The 25,723-nt window shown below is 60.8% G+C and carries 24 protein-coding genes; all 24 read left to right on the top strand.

All coding sequences use genetic code 11. The annotated features are described in order from the left end of the window. The first annotated feature begins 7 nt into the window (after positions 1–7). The 24 genes from flgK (at position 8) to fliN (ending at position 25,723) form a co-directional block, all read left to right on the top strand. On the top strand, positions 8–2,044 hold the full coding sequence (flgK, locus tag BFP92_RS12795; RefSeq protein WP_065929759.1) for a flagellar hook-associated protein FlgK: 2,037 nt from the start codon (positions 8–10) through the stop codon (positions 2,042–2,044). 14 nt (positions 2,045–2,058) lie between these two features. After that, positions 2,059–3,642: a flagellar hook-associated protein 3 gene (locus BFP92_RS12790; RefSeq protein ID WP_065929758.1), complete on the top strand. Its 1,584-nt coding sequence runs from the start codon at positions 2,059–2,061 to the stop codon at positions 3,640–3,642. Positions 3,643–3,919: 277 nt separating this feature from the next. Continuing rightward, positions 3,920–4,849: a ketoacyl-ACP synthase III gene (locus BFP92_RS12785; RefSeq protein WP_053257317.1), complete on the top strand. Its 930-nt coding sequence runs from the start codon at positions 3,920–3,922 to the stop codon at positions 4,847–4,849. 265 nt (positions 4,850–5,114) lie between these two features. After that, positions 5,115–6,563: a flagellin N-terminal helical domain-containing protein gene (locus tag BFP92_RS12780; RefSeq protein ID WP_065929757.1), complete on the top strand. Its 1,449-nt coding sequence runs from the start codon at positions 5,115–5,117 to the stop codon at positions 6,561–6,563. 75 nt (positions 6,564–6,638) lie between these two features. After that, the gene (locus BFP92_RS12775; protein ID WP_065929756.1) at positions 6,639–6,998 is read left to right on the top strand and encodes a flagellar protein FlaG; all 360 of its coding nucleotides are present in this window, start codon (positions 6,639–6,641) and stop codon (positions 6,996–6,998) included. Positions 6,999–7,077: 79 nt separating this feature from the next. Next, positions 7,078–8,481: a flagellar filament capping protein FliD gene (gene fliD / locus BFP92_RS12770; protein ID WP_065929755.1), complete on the top strand. Its 1,404-nt coding sequence runs from the start codon at positions 7,078–7,080 to the stop codon at positions 8,479–8,481. A 137-nt stretch (positions 8,482–8,618) separates the two neighbouring features. After that, a complete protein-coding gene (fliS, locus tag BFP92_RS12765; RefSeq protein WP_017134932.1) occupies positions 8,619–9,008 on the top strand; it encodes a flagellar export chaperone FliS in 390 nt (129 codons plus the stop codon). A 23-nt stretch (positions 9,009–9,031) separates the two neighbouring features. Continuing rightward, complete coding sequence (gene fliT / locus BFP92_RS12760; RefSeq protein WP_017134933.1) at positions 9,032–9,328, top strand: flagellar protein FliT; 297 nt, start codon at positions 9,032–9,034, stop codon at positions 9,326–9,328. A 169-nt stretch (positions 9,329–9,497) separates the two neighbouring features. Continuing rightward, complete coding sequence (locus tag BFP92_RS12755) at positions 9,498–10,973, top strand: sigma-54 dependent transcriptional regulator (RefSeq protein WP_065929754.1); 1,476 nt, start codon at positions 9,498–9,500, stop codon at positions 10,971–10,973. A 110-nt stretch (positions 10,974–11,083) separates the two neighbouring features. Next, positions 11,084–12,295: a sensor histidine kinase gene (locus BFP92_RS12750; RefSeq protein ID WP_065929930.1), complete on the top strand. Its 1,212-nt coding sequence runs from the start codon at positions 11,084–11,086 to the stop codon at positions 12,293–12,295. 7 nt (positions 12,296–12,302) lie between these two features. Further along, positions 12,303–13,682 (top strand): sigma-54-dependent transcriptional regulator, encoded by a 1,380-nt coding sequence (locus BFP92_RS12745; protein ID WP_065929753.1) that lies wholly within the window; start codon positions 12,303–12,305, stop codon positions 13,680–13,682. Positions 13,683–13,813: 131 nt separating this feature from the next. Then, complete coding sequence (gene fliE / locus BFP92_RS12740) at positions 13,814–14,143, top strand: flagellar hook-basal body complex protein FliE (RefSeq protein ID WP_016972029.1); 330 nt, start codon at positions 13,814–13,816, stop codon at positions 14,141–14,143. Positions 14,144–14,159: 16 nt separating this feature from the next. Beyond that, positions 14,160–15,935: a flagellar basal-body MS-ring/collar protein FliF gene (gene fliF, locus BFP92_RS12735; RefSeq protein WP_065929752.1), complete on the top strand. Its 1,776-nt coding sequence runs from the start codon at positions 14,160–14,162 to the stop codon at positions 15,933–15,935. Then, positions 15,928–16,947 (top strand): flagellar motor switch protein FliG, encoded by a 1,020-nt coding sequence (gene fliG, locus BFP92_RS12730; RefSeq protein WP_010208743.1) that lies wholly within the window; start codon positions 15,928–15,930, stop codon positions 16,945–16,947. Before fliF ends, fliG begins: the two co-directional genes overlap by 8 nt. A 10-nt stretch (positions 16,948–16,957) precedes the next feature. After that, a complete protein-coding gene (fliH, locus tag BFP92_RS12725; protein WP_065929751.1) occupies positions 16,958–17,722 on the top strand; it encodes a flagellar assembly protein FliH in 765 nt (254 codons plus the stop codon). Next, a complete protein-coding gene (fliI, locus tag BFP92_RS12720) occupies positions 17,712–19,070 on the top strand; it encodes a flagellar protein export ATPase FliI (RefSeq protein WP_065929750.1) in 1,359 nt (452 codons plus the stop codon). Before fliH ends, fliI begins: the two co-directional genes overlap by 11 nt. Before the next feature lie 3 nt (positions 19,071–19,073). Then, complete coding sequence (gene fliJ, locus BFP92_RS12715; RefSeq protein WP_065929749.1) at positions 19,074–19,523, top strand: flagellar export protein FliJ; 450 nt, start codon at positions 19,074–19,076, stop codon at positions 19,521–19,523. Positions 19,524–19,628: 105 nt separating this feature from the next. After that, positions 19,629–19,934, top strand: coding sequence for an STAS domain-containing protein (locus BFP92_RS12710; RefSeq protein ID WP_065929748.1), 306 nt, complete (start codon positions 19,629–19,631; stop codon positions 19,932–19,934). Beyond that, positions 19,931–21,649 carry an ATP-binding SpoIIE family protein phosphatase gene (locus tag BFP92_RS12705; RefSeq protein ID WP_065929747.1) on the top strand — a complete coding sequence of 573 codons (1,719 nt, stop codon included), beginning with the start codon at positions 19,931–19,933 and terminating at the stop codon, positions 21,647–21,649. Before BFP92_RS12710 ends, BFP92_RS12705 begins: the two co-directional genes overlap by 4 nt. A gap of 30 nt (positions 21,650–21,679) precedes the next feature. Beyond that, the gene (locus BFP92_RS12700) at positions 21,680–22,024 is read left to right on the top strand and encodes an Hpt domain-containing protein (protein WP_065929746.1); all 345 of its coding nucleotides are present in this window, start codon (positions 21,680–21,682) and stop codon (positions 22,022–22,024) included. A 174-nt stretch (positions 22,025–22,198) separates the two neighbouring features. Continuing rightward, the gene (locus BFP92_RS12695; RefSeq protein ID WP_065929745.1) at positions 22,199–23,518 is read left to right on the top strand and encodes a flagellar hook-length control protein FliK; all 1,320 of its coding nucleotides are present in this window, start codon (positions 22,199–22,201) and stop codon (positions 23,516–23,518) included. Positions 23,519–23,728: 210 nt separating this feature from the next. Further along, on the top strand, positions 23,729–24,232 hold the full coding sequence (gene fliL, locus BFP92_RS12690) for a flagellar basal body-associated protein FliL (protein WP_017134945.1): 504 nt from the start codon (positions 23,729–23,731) through the stop codon (positions 24,230–24,232). 9 nt (positions 24,233–24,241) lie between these two features. Next, positions 24,242–25,210 carry a flagellar motor switch protein FliM gene (fliM, locus tag BFP92_RS12685; RefSeq protein ID WP_010166091.1) on the top strand — a complete coding sequence of 323 codons (969 nt, stop codon included), beginning with the start codon at positions 24,242–24,244 and terminating at the stop codon, positions 25,208–25,210. Between the two features lie 45 nt (positions 25,211–25,255). Then, positions 25,256–25,723, top strand: coding sequence for a flagellar motor switch protein FliN (gene fliN, locus BFP92_RS12680; protein ID WP_017134946.1), 468 nt, complete (start codon positions 25,256–25,258; stop codon positions 25,721–25,723).

Genomic DNA, 25,723 nt, shown 5'->3' with positions numbered 1-25,723 from the left:
CTGAACCATGAGTTTGCTCAGTATCGGGATGTCAGGACTCAATGCCTCTCAAGGCTCGTTGTCGGTCTTGAGTAACAACATTGCCAACGTCAATACCCCGGGATACTCGCGTCAGCAGACCACCCAGAACGCCAGCGCCAGCAACCAGTATGGCGGCGTGTTTATCGGCAGTGGCACAACGCTTGCGGATGTGCGCCGCATTTATAACGACTTCCTGGGCGCTGCCTACCAGAGCAGCACCGCCCTTAACAGCGATGCCAACGCCTACGCGGGCCAGGCCGCCGCCATCGACAAGACCCTGTCGGACAAGTCCACGGGGATGTCGGCTGTGCTCAGCGCGTTTTTTGCTTCTTTGCAGAACGCCGCGGCCACGCCCAGCGACGTGTCCGCGCGGCAGTTGCTGATCACCAACGCCCAAACGTTGAGCAACCGCTTCAACGCGATTTCCACGCAGTTGACCCAGCAGAAAGAAAGCATCAACGGTCAGTTGCAGACCATGAGTGACCAGGTCAACAAACTGACTTCGTCGATTGCCTCGCTCAACAGCCAGATTGCCACGGCCCAGGGTTCTTCGACCAGTGCGCCGGCCAACCTGCTGGATGCGCGCAATGAGGCGGTGCGTTCGCTCAATGAGTTGATCGGCGTGACGGCCACCGAAAAGAACGGCCAGTTCAGCATCACCACCGGCACCGGCCAATCGCTGGTAGAAGGCAGCGTTGCCAATACCATTTCGGCGGTGCCGAGCAAGAACGACAACAGCCAGTACACCATTCAGCTGAACATGGGCGACACGCCGATGGACATCGGCAATGTGGTCAGTGGTGGCAGCATTGGCGGCCTGTTGCGTTATCGCAGTGATGCGCTGATGCCGGCCATCAACGACCTGGGTCGCATCGCCATTGCCACGGCCGACAGCGTTAACAGCCAGTTGGGCCAGGGCCTGGACCTGAACAGCGATTTCGGTTCCTCGCTGTTTGGCGACATCAACAGCGCTGCGGCGATTTCCCAGCGCAGCCAGGCGGCCGCCGGTAACAGCGCAGGCTCGGGCAACCTGAACGTGACGATTGCCGACAGCAGCAAGCTGTCGACCTTCGACTACAAGGTGACCTTCACCAGCGGCAACCAGTACAACGTGGTGCGCTCGGACGGCAAAGCCATGGGCTCGTTCGACACCGCCACCACGCCACCGCCAGTGATTGACGGCTTCACCCTGGCCTTGAACGGCAAGGGGCCAGTGGCTGCCGGTGACAGTTTTAAAGTCAGCCCGACGGCCAATGGCGCCAGTGGCATCAGTGTCGACCTCAAAGACCCGAACAAACTCGCCTTCGCCGCGCCCTTGGCCGGCAATGCCAGCAAGACCAATACCGGCACCGGTACGTTCACCCAGCCGACCTTGACCGTGCCGATCGATATCGACGGCGGCGCCGCCACTGCGCAGTTGCGCACCGGGATCGAAAACTCGATGCCGGTGAAAATGGTGTTCGGCAAGCCGGCGGCGGACGGCACCCAGTCCTATGCGATCAGCGATGCCCAGGGCAACCCGATCGGCACCGGCACCATCATTCCGGGCCAAGGCAACAAGGTCAGCATCAATGTGCCGATGCGTGATGCCAGCGGAGCGTTGATCCCCGGCAAAAGCTTCAGCTTTGACACCTCCGTGTCCGGTTCGCCGGCCAATGGCGACAGCACTACCTTTTCATTCAACAGCGGCGCCAGCTCCGATGGCCGTAATGCCCAGGAACTGCTGGGGTTGCAGACCAAGGCCACGGTGGGTGCGGTGGACGGCAATGCGGGTGTCAGCCTGGTCAGCGCCAACAGCCGGCTGGTGTCCCAAGTCGGCTCCAAGGCCGCCCAGGCCAACACCGACAGCACCGCCACCGGCGCCTTGCTGGCGGCGAACAAGGCGGCCAGCAACTCGGTGTCCCAGGTCAACCTGGATGAGGAAGCGGGCGACATGATCAAGTTCCAGCAGTACTACACCGCGTCTTCGCAGATCATCAAGGCCGCGCAGGAAACCTTCAGCACACTGATCAACGCCCTTTAAAGGAGTCTGGAACGATGCGTATCTCTACACAGCAGTATTTCGACACCAGCTCCAGCAAGTATCAGGACAACTATTCGGGTGTGGTGAAGGCCCAGGACCAGGCGAGTTCCGGTGTGCGTGTGCAAACCGCGTCCGATGACCCGGTGGCCGCCGCCCAATTGCTGATGTTGCAGCAGCAGAAAGACATGCTGGGGCAGTACAACGGCAATATCACGAGCTTGCAAAACTCGCTGACCAACGAAGAAAGTGTGCTGGCGAGCATCAATACCTCCATGCAAGCCGCCCAGGGCCTGGCACTGCAGGCCGGTAATCTCAAGCTCAGCGATGATGACCGCAAGGCGATCGCCAGCCAGATAGGTGCCCTTGAAGACCAAGTGTTGGGCCTGCTCAATACCAAGGACTCCAGCGGCAACTATATGTTCTCCGGGACCAAGACCGACACGCCGCCTTACACCCGTAACAACGATGGCACCTACACCTATCAGGGCGATGAGACGCCGCTGAGCCTGCAGGTGTCCAGCAACCTGACGGTCTCTGCGGGGGATACGGGCAAGACGTTGCTTGAGAGTTCTTCCAATACCGGTCGCACCCAGGCCACGCTGTTGCCGCCTGCGGTGAATGACGGCAAGGTCGCGATCTCGGCGGGCCTGATCACCTCCGGCACCACTTACACCAAGAGTTTTTCCGATGGTCAGCCCTATACATTGACCTTCTCCAGCAGCACCCAATACAGCGTGAGCGACAAGGACGGTAATGACGTTACCGCCGAGATCACCGGTAACGGCACGTTTGACTCCACCAAGGAAGGCGCTTCGAGTGTCAACTTGCGCGGCGTCAAATTCGATATCAGCTTGAACCTGGGGCCGGATGTCGCCTCGGGTGCGCCTGCGGATGCATTGGTGGCGGGCAAGGCGTTCACCTTGGAAAGCAAGCCGGACACGTTCAGCAGCTCGCGTACCGCCAGTAATCCGTCCACGGCGCAACTGACCGGCGGCCGGGTCACGGATCAGCCGACCTACGCCAGTACCTTTCCCAACTCGGGTGCGGTGGTCAAGTTCACCAGCGGCAATGCCTACGACGTGTATGCTCAGCCGTACACGCCGAACAGCAAGTCGATTGCCTCGGGCACCATGGCCACCGGCGCTACCTCGATTACCGCTGCCGGGGTGACGTTCGATGTGAGCGGTACGCCAGGGGCTGGTGACCAGTTTTCTGTTGGTGCCACCAGCAACAAAAATATGAACGCCCTGGATACCTTGGGCCAGCTGCGCAAGGCCCTGCTGGTCCCGGCGGATGGCAACCAGGTCGCCAAGAACAACCTCAAAGACGTGTTGAACACCACCATCGGCAACTTGACCAACGCGTCGGCGCAGATCGACCAAGTGCGCGGCTCGATTGGCGCACGCCAGAACGCCCTGGATATCCAGGGCCAGGAAAACACCAGCCTGGGCCTGGCCAACACCTCGACCATGTCGTCACTGGCCAACGTCGATATGGGCCAGGCTGCCATTGACCTGACCTTGCAACAGACCATGCTGCAAGCCTCGCAATTGGCTTTCGTGAAAATCTCGCAGTTGAGTCTGTTCAGCCGCATGTAATCGGCGGTGATACAAACGGCCCAGCCTGGAAACAGGGTGGGCCGTTGTCGTTTCTGACGCCGGGAATGTTGCCGGGTTTTGCATAAAGCGCACAAAATTGAGTGACCTGTGAGTCATAAAGCGCATCTTCACTGTATCGTGTGAAAAGGATAAGTCGCTTGCGAGTCTTCACACGGCGGCTTTCAGCGATATTTTCATGGGGTTATCCCCTTTATTGTCAGCGCTCCCGGCCAAGCCCGAGGGGTGTTATCCAGCTATTTAGTATTGGGAAGCCACAATGATTGGCATAAAAAGCATCGCCAGTTACGTGCCGGCAGACGGGGTTGATAACTACGCCCAGGGCGCCAAATTCGCCAAGGATGAAGATTTCATCATCGGCAAGATCGGTTCGGCCTTCCTGCCGCGCAAGGATGCTGCGCAGGAAACCTCTGATCTGTGCGTCGAGGCAGTCAACGCCTTGTTTGCGGCCAACCCGGATTTGAAGCGCGAATCCATCGACGCGCTGATCGTTGTGACGCAAAACGGCGACGAAGAGGGGTTGCCCCACACCGCCGCCATCGTCCAGGACAAGCTGGGCCTGCCCACCCACGTGGCTGCGTTTGATATTTCCCTGGGCTGCTCGGGTTACGTCTACGGCATCTATGCGATGAAGGGCTTCATGGAAGCCACCGGCCTGAAAAACGGCCTGCTGATCACCGCCGACCCGTATTCGAAGATCGTCGACCCGGAAGATCGCAACACCACCATGCTGTTCGGCGATGCCGCCACCGCCACCTGGATGGGTGAAGACGCGCCGTGGTTGCTGGGCAAGTCCAAATTCGGCACCGACGGTTCCGGCGCACCGCACCTTAAGGTCAGCGACGGCGTGTTTTTCATGAACGGCCGCCAGGTGTTCAACTTCGCGTTGCTCAAGGTGCCGGCACATTTGCACGAGCTGCTCAATGAGTCGGACCTCAAAGCCGACGAAATCGACGCATTCTGCATCCACCAGGGCAGTGCGGCGATTGTCGACGCGGTCGCGCGGCGTTTCGAAGATGCGCCCGTGGAGAAATTCATCAAGGACATGGTCGAGACCGGCAACACCGTGTCCTCGAGTATTCCGCTGCTGCTGGAAAAGCACATGATCGACGGCGATTGGAAGCGGGTTGCCATCAGCGGTTTCGGCGTTGGCCTGTCGTGGGGCTCGGCGATTCTCTATCGCCCGTAACGCTCTAACAGGCTGCACACAAAAACGCCCAGGCTCAAAAAGCCTGGGCGTTTTTTATTTGGCGCCAGAAAACCCAGCAATTGCGAGTGATTGGGCTATCGTAAATGCTTGAATTACAAAGGGTGGCCCCGTGCTAGTAAAAAAAATCAAAAAAGTCCTCAAGCAACCTGCTTTCACGACGATAACTATTACGAAGGTTCTCTAGGCCACACCCGGCGGTTGCCAGGGCCGGAAGCCGCAGTACACCACCCACGAGGATTTCGTCATGGCTTTAACAGTAAACACCAACCTTGCTTCGTTGACCGTTCAGAACAACCTGAACAAGGCTTCCGGCGCCCTGCAAACCTCCATGCAGCGTCTGTCCTCCGGACTGCGTATCAACAGCGCCAAAGACGATGCGGCCGGCCTGCAAATCTCCAACCGTCTGACCAGCCAAATCAACGGCCTGGGCGTTGCGATCAAAAACGCCAACGACGGTAGCTCCATTGCTCAGACCGCTGAAGGCGCCATGCAGCAGTCCACCAACATCCTGCAAAGCATGCGTACCCTGGCTCTGCAATCGGCCAACGGCTCGCCAAGCGCTGAAGACCGTAAGTCGAACCAGGCTCAATACGCTGCTCTGACTGCTGAATTGACCCGTATCGCTACCACCACCACCTTCGGTGGCAAGAACCTGCTGGACGGTTCTTTCGGTACTACGTCGTTCCAGGTCGGCGCCAACGCCAACCAGACCATCGACATGAGCATCGGTAACGTTGCCGCCAACAACATTGGTTCGCAGCAGCTCAAATCCGTCGGTGTTGCTCCAAGCGCAACTGGCGTTGTCGGCGGCCCTATCACCGTTACCGGTGGTGGCCAGTCCAAGACCCTGACCATCGATCCAGCCGCTTCGGCCAAGACCATCGCTGCTCAAATGAACGGCGCTGTGGGCGGCCTGGCTGCAACTGCCAGCACCACTGCTCAGTTCACCGTTGACGCCACTGCCATCGCCGGTGCAACCCCTGCCAGCGCCAACTTCACCCTGAAAGTCGGCAGCGGTACTGCTGTGCAGTTCACTGGCGTGACCAGCACTTCCGATCTGGCTGACCAACTGAAGTCCAATGCTGCAAAATTGGGTATCAGCGTTAACTACGATTCGACCACCCAAGCCTTGTCGGTCAAGTCCGACACCGGTGAGAACCTGACCTTCAACGCTGGCGATGCTGGCGCAGTTGCGGGCATCAAGGTTGCTACTCTGGATGGTTCGGGTGTTGCCGGTACTGCCGTCGCTCTGGATGCAGGTCCGATCATCGCCACTGGCGCCGTTTCCCTGAACTCCTCCAGCAGCTACTCGCTGAGCGGCACCGGTGTAGCGGGTCTGTTCGCGGCAACTGGCACCAACGCCGCCAACTCCACCAAAACCACCGTCAACAACACTGACATCACCACTGCTGCCAACGCACAGAACTCGATCGACGTGATCACTCAAGCGATCTCCGACATCGACTCCCAGCGTGCCGGTCTGGGTGCTGTTCAGAACCGTTTCGACAACACCGTTGCCAACCTGCAAAGCATCGCCGACAACTCCACTGCCGCTCGCGGTCAGATCCAGGACGTTGACTACGCTGCTGAAACTGCTCAGTTGACCAAGCAACAAACCCTGCAACAGGCTTCCACTGCGATCCTGTCCCAGGCCAACCAACTGCCATCCGCTGTACTGAAGCTGCTTCAGTAATAGCCATCGGCAGATGACTGACGGAAGGGCGCGTTTACGTGCCCTTTTGTCTTTTGCGTGATGAGGAGATTGGGCATGGACATGAGTGTGAAGCTGAACCTGTCTTATCCGGCAGCGGTGCCGCAGAGCGCGCCTGCCCCCGTGAACAACGACCTGCACAAAACCACGGTCGAACCCACGGTAGCCACGGTTCAACCGAAGCAAGACTCGAAACCGTCCGACCTTGAACAGGCCGTTACGGACATTCGCAAATTCGTTCAGGCTGCCCAGCGCAACCTGGAATTCTCCATCGATGACTCCACCCATCAGGTGGTGGTCAAGGTGATTGCAACCGACAGTGGCGAAGTCATTCGTCAGATCCCGTCGGAAACTGCATTGAAACTCGCACAAAGCCTTCACGACGCCAGCAACGTGTTGTTTGACGCGAAAGTCTGAGCTGGCATGAATTTTGTTGCTGTAGCTGCTTGAGGCGTCGTCCGTCAATAAAGCGCCAGCCCCGATCAGGAGAAGTGTCATGGGTGATATCACGGTAAGCGGCCCGGTTACGGGGATTAATACCGAGTCGATCGTTACGGCCTTGGTGAACGCTGAGCAAGCGCCCAAGCAGTCGCAGATCAACAAACAGACGCAGACGCAGACCGCCCAGTTGTCCTCGATCGGCAAGATTCAAGCGGCATTGGATGCGTTCCGTGGCGCCATGGACAACATGGCCAAGGACGCCAGTATCGGTGGCCTGACCGCGACCACCTCGGATGCCAACGTGTCCACTGTGACCTTGGGCGCTGGTGCGTCGGCCGGCAGCTATCAGCTGGTGGTCAACCAGTTGGCGACTGCCTCGAAGATCGCCACCCAGAATTACCCGGGCGGGGCGAAGACCGTCGTCAATACCGGCACCACCGCGACGACTCTGGAAATTTCCCAATCTGGTCAGAGCTATGGGGTGAGTGTTCCACCGGGCGCAACCTTGCAGCAGGTGCGTGATTCGATCAACGCGCAGTACAGCAGTGCGGGTTTGAGTGCCAACATCCTGACTGACTCCACCGGTTCGCGTCTGGTCGTGACCTCGACCAACACCGGCGCGGGTACCGACATTACCTTGGGCGGTAACTCAGGCCTGCAAGCCGGGGCCGCGGTGGTGGGTGACCCGCCGCAAAACGCGAAGTACACCATTGACGGTACGTCTCAAGAGTCCAAGAGCAATACCCTGACTGAAGCAATCAGTGGCGTGAGCATCAAGCTGACGGCTGTTTCGCCGCTGCCGGCGGGTGTTACAGACACGACTAAACCTCGGGTCGCGTCGACCATTACGGTCACTCGCAGTAACGACACCCTCAAAAGCTCGGTAAAAGGCTTTGTTGACACCTACAACGCCTTGATGACTGCGATCGGCACCGAAACCAAAGTCACCACCAATGCCGACGGTTCGACCACGCCTTCTGCGCTGACCGGCGATGCCACCATGCGCTCCCTGCAGCAGGCGCTGCGTAGTGAACTGAACGCGTTGGGCGGCTCGGGCACGTTGAAGTCCCTGGCTCAATTTGGTGTAAACACCGACCAGACCACCGGCAAGCTGAGCATTGACGACAAAATCTTCAGTGCGGCCATCGCCACCAACCCCACCGATATCGGCGGTATCTTCAACGGCGACAAGGGCCTGCTGGCGCGGATGAAAACCGCGACTGACAGCTATGCCCTGAGCAACACCGGGGTACTGGCCACACGCTCCTCCACGCTGACGAGCAACCTCAAGGACCTGCAAAACCAGCAGGACACCCTGACCGCACGCATGGCCGCCCTCAAAACGAGCCTGACCGCCAAGTACACCACCATGAACAACCTGGTCGCCCAGCTCACCAGCCAACGCTCCAGTGTCATGACCACGCTCAACGCGCTGAACAAGTCGAATTCGGACAGTTGATGCCAGCTGAAGCCGCCCGGTGATCCTGCGCCGGGCACGGCCTTGAGCAGATCGTCGGGTTAAAGTTTTTTGTCATCCCGTCGACATATTAGTCAGAGCCCATCCTATTTAGCTGTTGCCTGTCACGAGGTAGAAACATGAATCCCATGAGAGCCCTTCGCCAATACCAGAAGGTCAATTCCCATGCCCAAGTCTCTGAAGCCAGCCCACATCGCCTGGTGCAGATGCTGATGGAAGGCGCGCTGGACCGCATGGCGCAGGCCAAGGGCGCCATGGCTCGTGGTGATATCGCGCAGAAGGGTTTGTTGTTGGGCAAGGCGATCGATATTTTGATCGGCCTGCGTGACGGCCTGAACCCGGAAAAAACCGATGATCCGGCCGCGTTGCAGCAACTCGATAACCTGTATGCCTACATGACCACGCGTTTGCTTGAAGCCAACAGCAAGAGCGATGTCAGCATGATCGACGAAGTAGCCGGCCTGATGATTACGCTCAAGGAAGGCTGGGACGGTATTGCAACACTGTAGGCCTTTGGCCTGAGGATGATGTCATGAGCCACGCCCTGCAACGGATTGACGAGACCCGCGAAGCCTTGGTCGACGCATTGGCGCAACGTAACTGGGACGCCATCGGCGAACTGGACATGGGGTGCCGCGCAGTCATCGACGAAGCGCTCAATAACGCGCCGGTGGACGAGGATGCGCTGCGGGAGAAGCTGGAGAGTTTGCTGGCAGTGTATCAGCAGTTGCTGGAGGTCACGACCGGCGAGCGCCAGGCGATTTTCGAAGAGATGTCGCAGATCAACCGCGCGCAAAGTGCGTCAAAGGTTTACCATCTGTTCGGCTGAACTGGCCCAGTTAATCCGAACAGTGCGTCATATATTTGACTGTGCTCGTATTTTTGACTTAACTAGTGCTGTTTTCAGATCTCAGGCGTCTGTTAGGTAAGAAGTCCTACAGGCGTCTCGATTGCCCTCACTCTGGGGCAGGAAGTTTTACTAGGGAAGTTGCTATTGCATGTGGCGTGAAACCAAAATTCTGCTGATTGATGACGATAGCGTCCGTCGCCGCGATTTGGCGGTGATTTTAAATTTTCTCGGTGAAGAAAATTTGCCCTGCGGCAGCCATGACTGGCAGCAGGCGGTCAGCTCTTTGTCGTCGAGCCGTGAAGTTATTTGTGTGCTGATCGGGACGGTAAATGCTCCTGGCGCCATTTTGGGCCTGTTAAAGACACTGTCGACCTGGGATGAGTTCCTTCCGGTGTTGCTGATGGGTGATATTTCTTCCGTGGACCTGCCGGAAGACCAGCGCCGCCGCGTGCTTTCAACCCTGGAAATGCCGCCCAGCTACAGCAAATTGCTCGACTCCCTGCACCGTGCCCAGGTCTATCGCGAGATGTACGACCAGGCTCGCGAGCGCGGCCGTCACCGTGAACCCAACCTGTTCCGCAGCCTCGTCGGCACCAGCCGTGCGATTCAGCATGTGCGCCAGATGATGCAGCAAGTCGCCGACACCGACGCCAGCGTGCTGATCCTTGGCGAATCCGGCACCGGCAAGGAAGTGGTTGCCCGCAACCTGCACTATCACTCCAAGCGCCGCGACGGGCCATTCGTGCCGGTCAACTGCGGGGCGATCCCGGCAGAGCTGCTTGAAAGCGAACTGTTCGGCCACGAGAAGGGCGCCTTTACCGGGGCGATCACCAGCCGTGCCGGGCGTTTCGAACTGGCCAACGGCGGCACCTTGTTCCTCGACGAAATCGGCGACATGCCGCTGCCGATGCAGGTCAAGCTGTTGCGCGTATTGCAGGAGCGCACCTTCGAGCGCGTGGGCAGCAACAAGACCCAGAGCGTCGACGTGCGCATCATTGCCGCCACGCACAAAAACCTCGAAAGCATGATCGAGGTCGGCAGCTTCCGCGAAGACCTGTACTACCGCCTCAACGTATTCCCCATCGAGATGGCCCCGCTGCGCGAGCGCGTGGAAGACATCCCGTTGCTGATGAACGAGTTGATCTCGCGCATGGAGCACGAAAAGCGCGGTTCGATTCGCTTCAACTCCGCCGCGATCATGTCGCTGTGCCGCCACGGCTGGCCGGGCAACGTGCGTGAGCTGGCCAACCTGGTAGAGCGCATGGCGATCATGCACCCCTACGGTGTGATCGGCGTGGTCGAACTGCCGAAGAAATTCCGTTACGTCGACGACGAAGACGAGCAACTGGTCGACAGCCTGCGCACCGACCTCGAAGAGCGCGTGGCCATCAACGGCCACACGCCGGACTTCGGCGCCACCGCCATGCTGCCGCCCGAAGGCCTCGACTTGAAGGACTACCTCGGTAGCCTCGAACAGGGCCTGATCCAGCAGGCGCTGGACGATGCCAACGGCATTGTTGCCCGCGCCGCCGAACGCTTGCGAATCCGTCGAACCACTCTGGTTGAGAAGATGCGCAAGTACGGTATGAGCCGCCGGGAAGGTGATGAACAGGCGGATGATTGACGCCTGTTTTTTAAGCTACTGAAATTTCAGTAGTTTTTTTTAGGCACGGGTATTGCTACAGCCCTCGCAACGTTCCGTTTAACTGACGGTCAGCCAAGCGAGAGAGCATGATGCCCCACGCCGCCCAACTTTCTTCCGCCCCTGCTATTGCGGGGCTCGTTCCGTCCTCAGAGCCGCTGACCCGGCAGGGTCTTGAACAGGCGTTCTCGCAGTTCAACCAGATGTCGAGCCAACTGACTGACTCTTACAGCTTGCTGGAGGCGCGGGTTTCCGAGCTTAAAGGCGAACTGGCGGTGGTCAGTGCCCAGCGCATGCAGGAGCTGGCCGAGAAAGAGCGCCTGGCCAACCGTCTGCAAAACCTGCTGTCGCTGCTGCCCGGTGGCGTGATCGTCATTGATGACCAGGGCCGCGTGCGTGAAGCCAACCCGGCTGCCGTCGACATGCTCGGCCTGCCGCTGGAAGGCGAGTTGTGGCGCGAAGTCATCGCCCGCTGCTTCGCCCCCCGTGAAGACGACGGCCACGAAATCTCCCTCAAGGACGGCCGCCGCCTGTCCATCGCCACCCGTTCCCTGGACGCCGAGCCTGGCCAACTGGTGCTGCTCAACGACCTGACGGAAACCCGTCACCTGCAAGACCAGCTGGCGCGCCATGAACGCTTGTCGTCGTTGGGGCGGATGGTCGCTTCGTTGGCGCATCAGATCCGCACGCCGCTGTCGGCGGCGTTGATCTACGCCAGTCATTTGACTGATGAGCAATTGCCGGCCGCCACCCACCAACGTTTTGCTGGCCGCCTCAAAGAGCGCTTGCATGAGTTGGAGCACCAGGTGCGCGACATGCTGGTGTTCGCCCGCGGCGAATTGCCGCTGACCGACCGCGTTACGCCCGCCCTGTTGATGCAGTCGTTGCAAGCGGCGGCCGCCACCCATATCCAGGACGCCCAGGTGCGCTGGCAGTGCGACAGCCACCAGGGCGAGTTGCTGTGCAATCGCGACACCCTGGTCGGCGCCTTGCTCAACCTGATCGAAAACGCCACCCAGGCCAGTGGCCCCGGAGCGCGGCTCAAGGTCCACCTGTACACCCGCGAGCAAACCCTGCGCCTGTGTATCAGCGACAGCGGCAGCGGCATCGAACCGCGTGTGCTGCAACGCCTGGGCGAACCGTTTTTTACCACCAAGACCAACGGCACCGGCCTCGGCCTGACCGTGGTCAAGGCCGTGGCACGTGCGCATCAGGGAGAATTGCAACTGCACTCCCGATTGGGGCGTGGCACCTGTGCATTGATGACCTTGCCACTGTTTTCCAGCACGGCAAGCGCGGAGTAAAAGGACTATGGCTATCAAGGTTTTACTGGTCGAAGACGATCGCGCCCTGCGTGAAGCATTGGCTGACACGCTGCTGCTGGCGGGCCATGACTACCGGGCGGTCGGTTCTGCCGAGGAAGCCTTGGAGGCGGTCGAGCAGGAATCTTTCAGCCTGGTGGTCAGTGACGTCAACATGCCCGGCATGGACGGCCACCAGTTGCTCGGCCTGCTGCGCGCGCGCAAGCCGCAGTTACCGGTGCTGCTGATGACCGCCCATGGCGCCGTGGAGCGGGCGGTGGACGCCATGCGCCAGGGCGCGGCGGATTACCTGGTCAAACCCTTTGAGCCTAAAGCCTTGATCGAACTGGTTGCCCGGCATGCGCTCGGCATTGTTTCGAACGCCGAAGGCCAAGGCCCGATTGCCTTTGAACCGGCCAGCGCACAGTTGCTGGAACTGGCGGCCCGTGTGGCGCGCAGCGATTCCACTGTGCTGATCTCCGGCGAGTCCGGCACCGGTAAAGAAGTGCTGGCGCGGTATATCCACCAACAATCGAGCCGTGCCAAACAACCGTTCATCGCGATCAACTGCGCGGCGATCCCTGACAACATGCTCGAAGCCACCTTGTTCGGCCATGAAAAAGGCTCGTTCACCGGCGCCATCGCGGCCCAGGCCGGCAAGTTCGAACAGGCCGACGGCGGCACCATCCTGCTCGACGAAATCTCGGAAATGCCCCTGGGCCTGCAAGCCAAGCTGCTGCGGGTGTTGCAGGAGCGTGAGGTGGAGCGCGTGGGCGCGCGCAAGCCGATCCAGCTGGATATCCGCGTGGTTGCCACCACCAACCGCGACCTTGCGGGCGAAGTGGCGGCGGGGCGCTTTCGTGAAGACCTGTTCTACCGGCTATCCGTATTCCCGCTGGCCTGGCGCCCGTTGCGCGAACGCCCGGCGGACATCATCCCGCTGGCCGAGCGCCTGCTGAACAACCACGTCAAAAAAATGAAGCACGCCCAGGCGCGGCTGTCGGCCGAGGCTCAGGCTTGCCTGATCAGCTACCCATGGCCGGGCAACGTGCGCGAATTGGACAACGCCATCCAGCGTGCGCTGATTTTGCAGCAGGGCGGTTTGATCCAGCCGCAAGACTTTTGCCTGGCCATGGGCAGTGGCAGCGCGCCGTTGCCGAGCCTGGCGCCCGCACCGGTGGCGGCTGCCGATACCGAGGCCGGCGGTGCGCTGGGCGACGACCTGCGCCGCCGCGAATTCCAAATGATCATCGACACCTTGCGTGCCGAGCGCGGCCGTCGCAAAGAGGCCGCTGAGCGCCTGGGCATCAGCCCGCGCACCCTGCGCTACAAGCTGGCGCAGATGCGCGACGCCGGCATGGACGTGGAAGCCTACCTATTCGCCACCTGACCGGTAACAAGGTCGACAAGGTTTGTCGCCTTTTCTTACGAGTTGCTACAGAGCTGGCACCCTTGTTGCTACCTCCCCTGGTAATTGCTGCGTAGTGTCAAAAAATTGCGGGTCGTCGGAGAGAGAAGGTCATGAGCCAGGGTATTGAGTTCAATCGGTTGATGTTGGATATGCGCTCCATGCAAATGGATGCCATGGCTCAACCGAAATCCGTCGCGCCAGCGCCGGAATTGGGCCAAAGCAGTTTTGCCGACATGCTCGGTCAGGCAATCAACAAAGTCAGCGACACCCAGCAAGCCTCCAATCAGTTGGCCACCGCCTTCGAGATCGGCAAGAGCGGCGTGGACCTCACCGATGTGATGGTCGCTTCGCAAAAGGCCAGCGTTTCCTTTCAAGCCTTGACCCAAGTGCGTAACAAGCTGGTTCAGGCTTATCAAGACATCATGCAGATGCCGGTTTAAGGACGAGATTTAAGTCATGGCAGAAGCAGTCTCCGACAACGTACCCGCCAAGGCAGACGGCAAGCCGCCGCTGTTTGGCCTGTCGTTCCTGGAAAACCTCTCGGAAATGACCATGCTGCGGCAGGTGGGCCTGATGGTCGGCCTGGCGGCGAGCGTGGCGATTGGTTTTGCCGTGGTGTTATGGTCGCAGCAACCCGATTACCGTCCGCTGTACGGCAGCCTGGCCGGCATGGATTCCAAGCAGATCATGGAAACCCTGGCCGCCGCCGACATCGCCTACACCGTGGAGCCCAATTCCGGCGCCTTGCTGGTCAAGGCTGATGACGTGGCCCGTGCGCGCATGAAGCTGGCCGCTGCCGGCGTGACGCCGTCCGACAGCAATATCGGTTTTGAAATCCTCGACAAGGACCAGGGCCTGGGCACCAGCCAGTTCATGGAAGCCACCCGCTACCGTCGTGGCCTGGAAGGCGAACTGGCGCGCACCATCAGCAGCTTGAACAACGTCAAGGGCGCCCGCGTGCACCTGGCGATCCCGAAAAGCTCGGTGTTCGTGCGTGACGAACGCAAGCCAAGTGCCTCGGTATTGGTCGAACTGTTTTCCGGCCGCTCCCTGGAGCCTGGCCAGGTACTGGCGATCATCAACCTGGTGGCCACCAGCGTTCCCGAATTGAGCAAGTCGCAAATCACTGTGGTCGACCAGAAGGGCAACCTGCTGTCGGACCAGGCCGAGAACTCCGCGCTGACCCAGGCCGGCAAGCAGTTCGACTACAGCCGCCGCATGGAAAGCATGCTGACCCAGCGGGTGCACAACATCCTGCAACCGGTGCTGGGCAATGACCGCTACAAGGCTGAAGTGTCCGCCGACGTGGATTTCAGCGCGGTCGAGTCGACCTCCGAACAGTTCAACCCGGACCAGCCTGCGCTGCGCAGCGAGCAGTCCACCAGCGAACAACGTACCGCCAGCAATGGCCCGCAAGGTGTGCCGGGTGCCCTGAGCAACCAGCCACCGGCCCCGGCGACTGCACCACAAACCACCGGTGGCGCCGCTGCCACGGCTGGCGCGATCCAGCCGGGCCAACCACTGTTGGACGCCAACGGCCAGCAGATCATGGACCCGGCCACCGGCCAGCCCATGCTCGCACCTTACCCGGCGGACAAGCGTAACCAGTCGACCAAGAACTTCGAACTCGACCGTTCCATCAGCCACACCAAACAGCAGCAGGGCAAGATCAATCGCCTGTCGGTGTCGGTGGTGGTCGATGATCAGGTCAAGGTCAACCCGGCGGATGGTGCCGTCACCCGTGCACCGTGGAGCAGCGATGAATTGGCGCGTTTCACGCGCCTGGTACAGGACGCCGTCGGTTTCGACGCCAGCCGTGGAGACAGCGTCAGCGTGATCAACATGCCGTTCTCCGCCGAGCGCGCCGAAGTGATCGCCGACCCGGCGTTCTACACGCAGCCATGGTTCTGGGACATCGTTAAACAAGTGCTGGGTGTGTTGTTCATCCTGGTGCTGGTGTTCGGCGTGCTGCGCCCGGTGCTCAACAACATCACCGGCAACGGCAAGAAACAGCTGGCTTTGGCCGGTGGCGACGTCGAGTTGGGTGGCATGGGCGGCCTGGACGGCGAACTGGCCAACGACCGCGTCAGCCTCGGCGGCCCGCAAAGCATCCTGTTGCCAAGCCCGAGCGAAGGCTACGACGCTCAGCTGAATGCAATCAAAAGTCTGGTAGCAGAAGACCCGGGCCGTGTGGCTCAGGTCGTGAAAGAGTGGATCAACGCAGATGAGTGATAATCGAGCCGCTGTTGCCAAGCTCACCAAGGTCGATAAAGCCGCAGTTCTGCTGCTGTCCCTGGGTGAAACCGACGCCGCCCAAGTGCTGCGCCACATGGGGCCTAAAGAGGTCCAGCGGGTGGGCGTGGCCATGGCGCAGATGCGCAATGTGCACCGCGAGCAAGTCGAGCAGGTGATGAGCGAGTTCGTCGAGATCGTCGGCGACCAGACCAGCCTGGGCGTCGGCTCCGACAGCTATATCCGCAAGATGCTCACCTCGGCTCTTGGCGAAGACAAGGCCAACGGCCTGATCGACCGCATCCTGCTGGGCGGCAACACCAGTGGCCTGGACAGCCTCAAGTGGATGGAACCGCGCGCGGTTGCCGACGTGATCCGCTACGAGCACCCGCAGATCCAGGCGATCGTCGTGGCTTACCTCGACCCGGACCAGGCCGGTGAAGTGCTCGGCCACTTCGACCATAAAGTGCGCCTGGACATCATCCTGCGCGTGTCGTCGCTGAACACCGTGCAGCCGGCAGCCCTGAAAGAACTCAACACGATTCTGGAGAAGCAGTTCTCCGGCAACTCGAATGCTTCGCGCACCACCTTGGGCGGCATCAAGCGTGCGGCCGACATCATGAACTTCCTCGACAGCTCGGTCGAAGGCCAGTTGATGGACTCGATCCGCGAGATCGACGACACCCTGTCCGGCCAGATCGAAGACCTCATGTTCGTGTTCAACAACCTCTCCGATGTCGACGACCGTGGCATCCAGGCGTTGCTGCGCGAAGTCTCCTCCGACGTGCTGGTGCTGGCCCTCAAGGGCTCGGACGAAAACGTCAAAGAGAAGATCTTCAAGAACATGTCCAAGCGTGCTTCCGAACTGTTGCGCGACGACCTCGAAGCCAAAGGCCCGGTGCGCGTCAGCGACGTCGAAACCGCGCAGAAAGAAATCCTCACCATTGCCCGCCGTATGGCCGAAGCCGGAGAAATCGTTCTCGGCGGGAAGGGCGGCGAAGAAATGATCTAAGGCGCGTCCCATGTCGAGCAAAGATGAGACGCCCAGCGATCTGATTCGCGCGCGGGATGTCGGCGGGTTCGACATCTGGTCGCTGCCCAGCTTCGATCCGCATGTGCCGGAGCCTGAGCCTGAACCGGTGGTTGAAACACCGGTAGAGATGGAAGAAGTGCCGCTGGATGAAGTCCAGCCACTGACCCTTGAAGAGTTGGAGGCCATCCGCCAGGAAGCCTACAACGAAGGCTTTGCGGCCGGCGAAAAAGACGGCTTTCGCAGCACCACCCTCAAGGTGCGCCAGGAAGCCGAAGAGGCGCTCAGCGTCAAACTCGCCAGCCTTGAGCGGCTGATGGGCACGCTGTTCGACCCGATTGCCGAGCAGGATACGCAGATCGAAAAAGCCATGGTCGGCCTGGTCGAGCATATTGCTCGCCAGGTGATCCAGCGCGAACTGGTGCTCGATTCCAGCCATATCGAAAGCGTCATGCGCGAAGCCCTCAAGCTGCTGCCGTTGGGCGTGGGCAATGTGCGCCTGTACATCAACCCGCAGGATTTCGAGCAGGTCAAAGCCCTGCGCGAGCGCCATGAAGAAACCTGGCGCATCGTCGAGGACGCGGCGTTGTTGCCCGGTGGTTGCCGCGTCGAGACGGAACACAGCCGCATCGATGCCACGGTGGAAACCCGTATCAGCCAGATCATGGCCAAGCTGTTTGATCAACTGCATGAACAAGCCCTGCACCCGGCCGAGCCAGACCTGAGTGTGGACCTGGACGCCGCCGATGCGCCTTGATCGCACCAGCTTCGCCAAGCGCCTGGGCGGCTATGCCGAGGTCACTGAGTTGCCCGGCCAGCCGATTCTCGAAGGGCGCCTGCTGCGCATGGTTGGCCTCACTCTCGAGGCCGAAGGCCTGCGCGCCGCCATGGGCAGCCGCTGCCTGGTGATCAACGACGACAGCTACCACCCGGTGCAGGTCGAGGCCGAGGTGATGGGCTTTTCCGGCAGCAAGATTTTCCTCATGCCCGTCGGCAGCCTGGCGGGCATCGCCCCCGGTGCCCGCGTGGTGCCCTTGGCCGACACCGGCCGCCTGCCCATGGGCATGAGCATGCTCGGCCGCGTGCTCGATGGCGCCGGCCGCGCACTCGACGGCAAAGGCGGGATGAAGGCCGAAGACTGGGTGCCGATGGACGGCCCGACCATCAACCCGCTCAACCGCAACCCCATCAGCGTGCCGCTGGACGTGGGTATTCGCAGCATCAACGGTTTATTGACGGTTGGTCGCGGCCAGCGTCTGGGCCTGTTTGCCGGTACCGGCGTGGGTAAGTCGGTGTTGCTGGGCATGATGACGCGCTTTACCGAGGCCGACATTATCGTGGTCGGGCTGATCGGCGAGCGCGGCCGTGAAGTGAAAGAGTTCATCGAGCACAGCCTCGGTGAAGAAGGCCTCAAACGCTCGGTGGTGGTCGCATCCCCAGCCGACGATGCGCCGCTGATGCGCCTGCGCGCCGCGATGTACTGCACGCGTATCGCCGAATATTTTCGCGACAAGGGCAAGAATGTCCTGTTGCTGATGGACTCGCTCACGCGTTTTGCCCAGGCCCAGCGGGAAATCGCCCTGGCCATCGGCGAGCCGCCCGCCACCAAAGGTTATCCGCCGTCAGTGTTCGCCAAGCTGCCCAAGCTGGTGGAGCGCGCCGGTAATGCCGAGGCCGGTGGCGGTTCAATAACTGCGTTCTACACCGTGTTGTCCGAAGGCGATGACCAACAAGACCCGATTGCCGACTCGGCGCGGGGCGTGCTCGACGGCCACATCGTGTTGTCACGGCGGTTGGCGGAGGAGGGGCACTACCCGGCCATCGACATCGAAGCCTCGATCAGCCGGGTGATGCCGGCGGTGGTCACCGCAGAGCACATGGCCCGTGCGCAGCACTTCAAACAACTGTGGTCGCGTTATCAGCAGAGCCGAGACCTGATCAGCGTCGGCGCCTACGTGGCCGGTGGCGATCGCGAAACCGACCTGGCCATCGCGCTGCAACCGCAGCTGGTGAGCTACCTGCGCCAGGGCCTTAACGACAAAATCAGCATGGGCGAAAGCGAAGCCCACCTGGGCTCGATCTTCGCCCCGGCGCCGGGCGGTTAAGCGATGGCCAGCACCCGTTCTTCACGCCTGGCCCCAGTGGTGGACATGGCCGAAAAGGCCGAGAAAACCGCCGTGCAACGCCTGGGGTATTTCCAGGGTCAGGTGCGCCTGGCGGAAAGCAAACTGGGTGACCTGGAGCGTTTTCGCAGCGAGTACCAGCAACAGTGGATCGAGCGCGGCAGCAAGGGCGTGTCTGGCCAATGGCTGATGGGTTATCAGGGCTTTCTCAACCAGCTGGAAACTGCCGTGGGCCAACAGCGCCAGAGCCTGGCCTGGCACCAGAATAATCTCGATAAGGCTCGTGAGGCTTGGCAAGCGGCGTTTGCCCGGGTTGAAGGGTTGCGCAAGCTGGTGCAGCGTTATATCGACGAAGCGCGGGCCATCGAAGACAAGCGCGAGCAAAAGCTGCTCGACGAGCTATCACAGCGACTTCCGCGCCAGTCACAGTACTAACAGCTCCCACACACGCCAGCTCCCACATTTGAGTATCAGTGTTGCTCACATCTCTATCAGCTGCTAAACCTTGTTGCATATTGCCAATGACAAGGAAGCAGTCACATGTCAGTCGAATCAGAAGTGTCCCTGGATGGGACGAAGTTGACGATTAAAGTAAGAGGCCGTTTCGATTTCGGTAACCACCAGACCTTTCGTGAGGCCTACGAACGGTTTTACAAAGTGCCCGAGATCTACGTGGTGGACCTGAAGGACGCCACCTACATGGACAGCTCGGCCCTGGGCATGCTCCTGCTGTTGCGTGACCACGCCGGTGGCGATAACGCCGAAGTGCAGGTCATCAACAGCAACTCCGATGTGCGCAAGATCCTCGCCATCTCCAACTTCGACAAACTGTTCGACATCAGTTGAACACCCTGGCCCCCGTACTCGAGGCGCTGACGATCCTGATCGCCGAAGACAGCGCCGCCGATTTGCTGTTGCTGTCGACGATCATTCGGCGTCAGGGCCATCAGGTGCTCACCGCCTCGAATGGCGCGCAAGCCGTCGAGGTGTTCACCCGTGAACGCCCGCAACTGGTGTTGATGGACGCCCTGATGCCGGTGATGGACGGCTTTGAGGCGGCGCGGCGGATCAAGCAATTGGCGGGTGAGGCGCTGGTGCCGATCATCTTTCTTACCTCGCTGCGCGAGAGTGAAGCCCTGGCCCAGTGCCTGGATGCCGGTGGCGATGATTTCCTGCCCAAACCCTATAACCCGCTGATCCTGGCCGCCAAGATCAATGCCATGGACCGCCTGCGGCGGCTGCAGGCCATGGTGCTGCGCCAGCGCGACCAGATCGCCCGGCACCACGATTACCTGTTGCATGAGCAACGTGCGGCCAAGGCGGTGTTCGATAAGGTGGCGCATTCGGGTTGCATCAATGCGGCGCCGAACATTCGTTACCTGCAATCGCCTTATGCGCTGTTCAACGGCGACCTGTTGCTGGCGGCCTACACGCCCTCCGGCGACATGCATGTGTTGCTCGGTGACTTCACCGGCCATGGCCTGCCGGCCGCCGTGGGCGCCATGCCGCTGGCGGAGGTGTTCTACGGCATGACCGCCAAGGGCTACGGCCTGGCGCAGACCCTGCGCGAGATGAATGCCAAGCTCAAGCGCATCCTGCCGGTGGACATGTTCTGCTGCGCCACCCTGGTGTGCCTGAGTGCCCAGCGGCGCGTGGTGGAGGTGTGGAACGGCGGCATGCCCGAGGGCTATGTGCATGAGATCGCCACCGGCAAGCGCACGCCGTTGGTGTCGCGGCACCTGCCGCTGGGTGTGCTGTCGGCGCAGGCGTTTGATGACAGCACCGAAGTCTGGCCCATGGCCCTGGGCGACCGGGTGTTCTTGCTGTCCGATGGTGTACTGGACACTGCCGACGCCAATGATCAGTTATTTGGCGCTGCGCGCTTGCAGCAGGTATTTGCCGGCAATCGCAAGCCCGACCGCTTGTTTGAGGATATTGAGCAGGCCCTGGCGGCGTTTCGGGGCGAGGCGCGTGATGATGTGAGTATGGTGGAGATCACCTTGCAGGCGGGCCAGCCGTCGCGGGCGGCTGAGCCGCTGTACGCCGACAGTGGCCAGTCGTGCCCGCTGGATTGGTCGGTGAGCTTCGAGTTTCGTGCGCGCACGCTCAAAAGCTACAACCCGTTGCCGTACCTGTTGCAGTTGTTGCTGGAGATTCACGGCCTGCGCGGGCAGAGCGGGGCGCTGTACAGCGTGATGGCCGAGTTGTATTCCAATGCGCTGGAGCATGGCGTGCTGGGCCTGGATTCGCGACTCAAGCGCGATGCCCTGGGGTTTGCCGAGTATTACCGCCAGCGCAACCAGCGCTTGGCGCAGTTGAACAGCGGTTATGTGCGGGTGCATGTGCAAGTGGTGCCGACTGCCACAGGTGGCAAAATGACGCTGCGCATTGAGGACAGTGGCCCAGGCTTTGACGTGGAACAGGTGCTGGCGCGACCGCTGGATATCGACCGCCTGTCTGGCCGCGGGCTGAGCCTGGTACGGCAACTGAGCAGCGATGTACGCTGGACCGATGGCGGGCGCAGTGTATGCGTGGAGTTTTGCTGGGGGGCTCTGGCATAATCCGCCGATTCTTGATCAAGGAGCGAACAAGTGCTTGAGATTCATCTGGACCCTGATGTGCTGACGGGCCTGCAGGAAGTGATGGAAAGCGAGTATCCGAAACTGCTGGAGACCTTTCTGGACGATTCGCAAAAGCGCGTCGAAGCGTTGCGCAAGTCGCGTGATGACGCCAAGGCGTTGGGGCGCATTGCCCATAGCTTCAAGGGCAGCAGTGGCAACCTTGGGGCGGTGCGGTTGGCGCAGTTGTGTCAGCGGCTGGAGGTGGAGTCCGTCGAGCTGACGGCGGACTTGGGTGCGCTGGTTGATCAGATTGATCATGAGTTTGCGTTGGTGCGGCCGCTGTATGAGTCGGAAAGGCAGCGCTTCGGCCTCTGAATCACCAAAGTTGTACCAGTCCTGTGCGGATCAAACTGTGGGAGCGGGCTTGCTCGCACACATTTAGACTGTGTTTTACCTGTCATTTGTCTTTGACCCGCAAACCTGGCCCAACTCTTGCTCTACCTCCCAATACTGCATCCCCGACCCCCAGTGCAGTGGAGACCTTTACCTATGCCAGTCGCCCCCAATTCGCTCCTTCAGGCTGCCCCCGCGGCCAAGCCTCAAGCGCCTGCCGCTACTTCCCCGGTAGCGGTTGCAGCCCCACAGGACAAGGGCCCTGGCTTCGCTCAAGTGTTTGCCAACCAAAGCCCCAAGCCCACGCTGAAGCCCGACGACAGCCCGGCCAAAGTCACGCGTGACAAGCCTGCGGACACCAGCGCCAAGCCTGCCGCCAGTACGCCGGCGGTTGCCGATAGCGGCAATCTCTTGCCTGCCAAGCCGGCCAAGACCGACGACAGCGCCAGCAGTGATGACGACAAGCCCGCCGACCCGGCCCTGGCGCAGCAGCCTCCGGCTGATCCGGTGGTTGACCCGGCATTGGTCGCCGCCGTTACGCCGGTGCCTGTCCCGGTGCCCACGCCAGCGCCGGTCGCGGCCAATGATGACAAGGCCCAGCCGGTGGTCGCGGCGCCGGTTGCGGCAACCGAAGATGCCAGGCAACCGGCCTTCGACCCCGAAGCCGACCCGCTGGATTCGATGCCGGCCGTGCGCCTGGCGATGGAGCAGGGCGGCCATGTGTCGGCCAGCAGCCAGACGCCACAGAAAGCTGCGCCGACCAGCGCTCAGGATCAACCCACCGCCGCGCAAAACTTTGCCGCAGGTCTTGCCGGCATGGTCGACCAGCAAGCCACCAAAGACAGTACTGACCAGGGCGGCGACAAGGCCTTCAGCGGGCTGATCGAAGGCGGCCTCAAGGATTTGAAAGACGCCAGCAGCGACACCCGCGTGGATGATTTCGCCAACCGCCTGGCCGCGCTGACCCAGGCCGCCACGCCGAAAACCGCAAATGCCTTGCCGCCCGTGGCCAATGCGCCGCTGGCCATGCACCAGAGCGGCTGGACCGAAGAAGTGGTCAACCGCGTGATGTACCTGTCCAGCGCCAACCTCAAGTCGGCGGAGATTCAGTTGCAGCCGGCCGAGCTGGGGCGCCTGGATATCAAGGTCAATATGACCGCCGACCAGCAAGCCCAGGTCAACTTCATGAGCGGCCACGCCGTGGTGCGTGAAGCGCTGGAAAGCCAGTCCGGCCGTTTGCGTGAGATGTTTGCCCAGCAGGGCATGGGGCAGGTGGATGTCAATGTGTCCGACCAGTCCCGTGGCTGGCAGGGGCAGGGCCAGGAACAACAGCAGCAGAACCAGGCACGCGGCATAAGCGGCATTGGCGGGCGTGGTGATGGCGGGGATGCGGGTGACGCTGCTGAAGTGGCGGCAGCGGTCGCGCCGGTGAGCCAGACCGTGATCGGTTCCAGCGCCGTCGACTATTACGCCTGACCTGAGCCGTATAAAGATCAAAGTGTGGGAGCGGGCTTGCTCGCGAATACGGTGTGTCAGTCAACAGATTCATTAACTGATCCACCGTATTCGCGAGCAAGCCCGCTCCCACATTTGTTTTGCGCCCGGCTTGCCAGACAACTCTGGCATAACACTTGCTCTTGCCTTCCCGTAGATCTATGAATCCCCGAATAGTGACGGATTATTGGCATGGCGAAGAGCGACGACGCAGCAGCAACCCCACCCGCAGGCAAAGGCAAGCTCAAGCTGATCCTGCTGATTGTGCTGGGCCTGCTCCTGGCCATTGGCGCCTCGATCGGCGGCACGTGGTACATCATGCACAGCAGTGCGAGCAAGCCGGCACCCGCCGCCGAAACCGCCACCAACGTCAAGCAACCGGCAATCTTCGAGCCGATGCTGCCGGCCTTTGTCGCCAACTACAATCAGAACGGTCGCCAACGCTACCTGCAGGTGAGCATCACCTTGCTGGCGCGTAACCAGGCGGACCTGGATGCGCTTAAAGTGCATATGCCGGTGATCCGCAACAACCTGGTGATGCTGTTCTCCGGCCAGAGCTTCGACAGCCTGGCCACCCCGGTCGGCCAGGAAATGCTGCGCCAGAAGGTCACTGCCAGCGTGCAGGAAGTGGCCCAGAAAGAGCTCGGCAAAGTCGTGGTCGAGCAGGCGCTCTTCACTAACTTCGTATTGCAGTAGGATCACGACATGGCCGTGCAAGACCTGCTGTCCCAGGATGAAATCGACGCGCTGTTGCATGGCGTCGACGACGGTCTGGTACAGACCGAAATGGCTGCCGAGCCCGGCAGCGTCAAAAGTTATGACCTCACCAGCCAGGATCGTATCGTCCGCGGGCGCATGCCGACCCTGGAGATGATCAACGAGCGTTTCGCCCGCTACACCCGTATCAGCATGTTCAACATGCTGCGCCGTTCGGCGGACGTGGCGGTGGGCGGCGTGCAGGTGATGAAGTTCGGTGAATACGTGCACTCGCTGTACGTGCCCACCAGCCTCAACCTGGTCAAGATCAAGCCGCTGCGCGGCACCGCACTGTTCATCCTCGACGCCAAGCTGGTGTTCAAGCTGGTGGACAACTTCTTCGGCGGCGACGGCCGTCACGCCAAGATCGAAGGGCGTGAATTCACCCCCACCGAACTGCGTGTGGTGCGCATGGTGCTGGAGCAAGCCTTCATCGACTTGAAGGAAGCCTGGCAGGCGATCATGGAAGTCAATTTCGAGTACATCAACTCGGAAGTGAACCCGGCCATGGCCAACATCGTCGGCCCCAGCGAAGCCATTGTGGTCTCCACCTTCCATATCGAACTCGATGGCGGCGGCGGCGACCTGCACGTGACCATGCCGTACTCGATGATCGAGCCGGTGCGCGAAATGCTCGATGCCGGTTTCCAGTCCGACCTCGACGACCAGGATGAACGCTGGGTCAAGGCCCTGCGCGAAGACCTGCTGGACGTCGACGTGCCGTTAAGCGCCACTGTGGCCCGTCGCCAGCTGCGTTTGCGCGATATTTTGCACATGCAACCGGGGGACGTGATCCCTGTGGAACTGCCGGAAGAGCTGATCATGCGCGCCAACGGCGTACCGTCGTTCAAGGTCAAGCTCGGTTCCCACAAAGGCAACCTGGCGTTGCAAGTGATCGAACCGATCAACCGTCGCTGATCTGCCCCTTCTATCGATGAATTTTTGCTGCGCCGAGGACATGTAATGGCTACCGAACACGAAAACACTTCCGCCGAAGACCAGGCCCTGGCTGACGAATGGGCTGCAGCCCTGGAAGAAACCGGCGATGTCGGCCAGGACGACATCGACGCGCTGCTGGCCGCCGACGCCGCCATGGCGCCGGCCGGCAAGCGTCTGCCGATGGAAGAATTCGGCAGCGTGCCGAAAAACAACGACCCGGTGACCCTCGACGGCCCGAACCTGGATGTGATCCTCGACATTCCGGTGTCGATCTCCATGGAAGTCGGCAGCACCGAAATCAACATCCGCAACCTGCTGCAACTCAACCAGGGTTCGGTGATCGAGCTCGACCGCCTGGCCGGTGAGCCGCTGGACGTACTGGTCAACGGCACCCTGATCGCCCATGGCGAGGTGGTGGTGGTCAACGAGAAGTTCGGCATTCGCCTGACGGACGTGATCAGCCCAAGCGAACGCATCAAGAAGTTGCGTTGA

It is taken from the genome of Pseudomonas sp. 58 R 3 (assembly GCF_900006605.1).
Classification (GTDB): Bacteria; Pseudomonadota; Gammaproteobacteria; order Pseudomonadales; family Pseudomonadaceae; genus Aquipseudomonas; species Aquipseudomonas salomonii.
The sequence above is the reverse complement of the archived record's forward strand: the minus strand, read 5'-3'. Positions and strand labels throughout refer to the sequence as shown.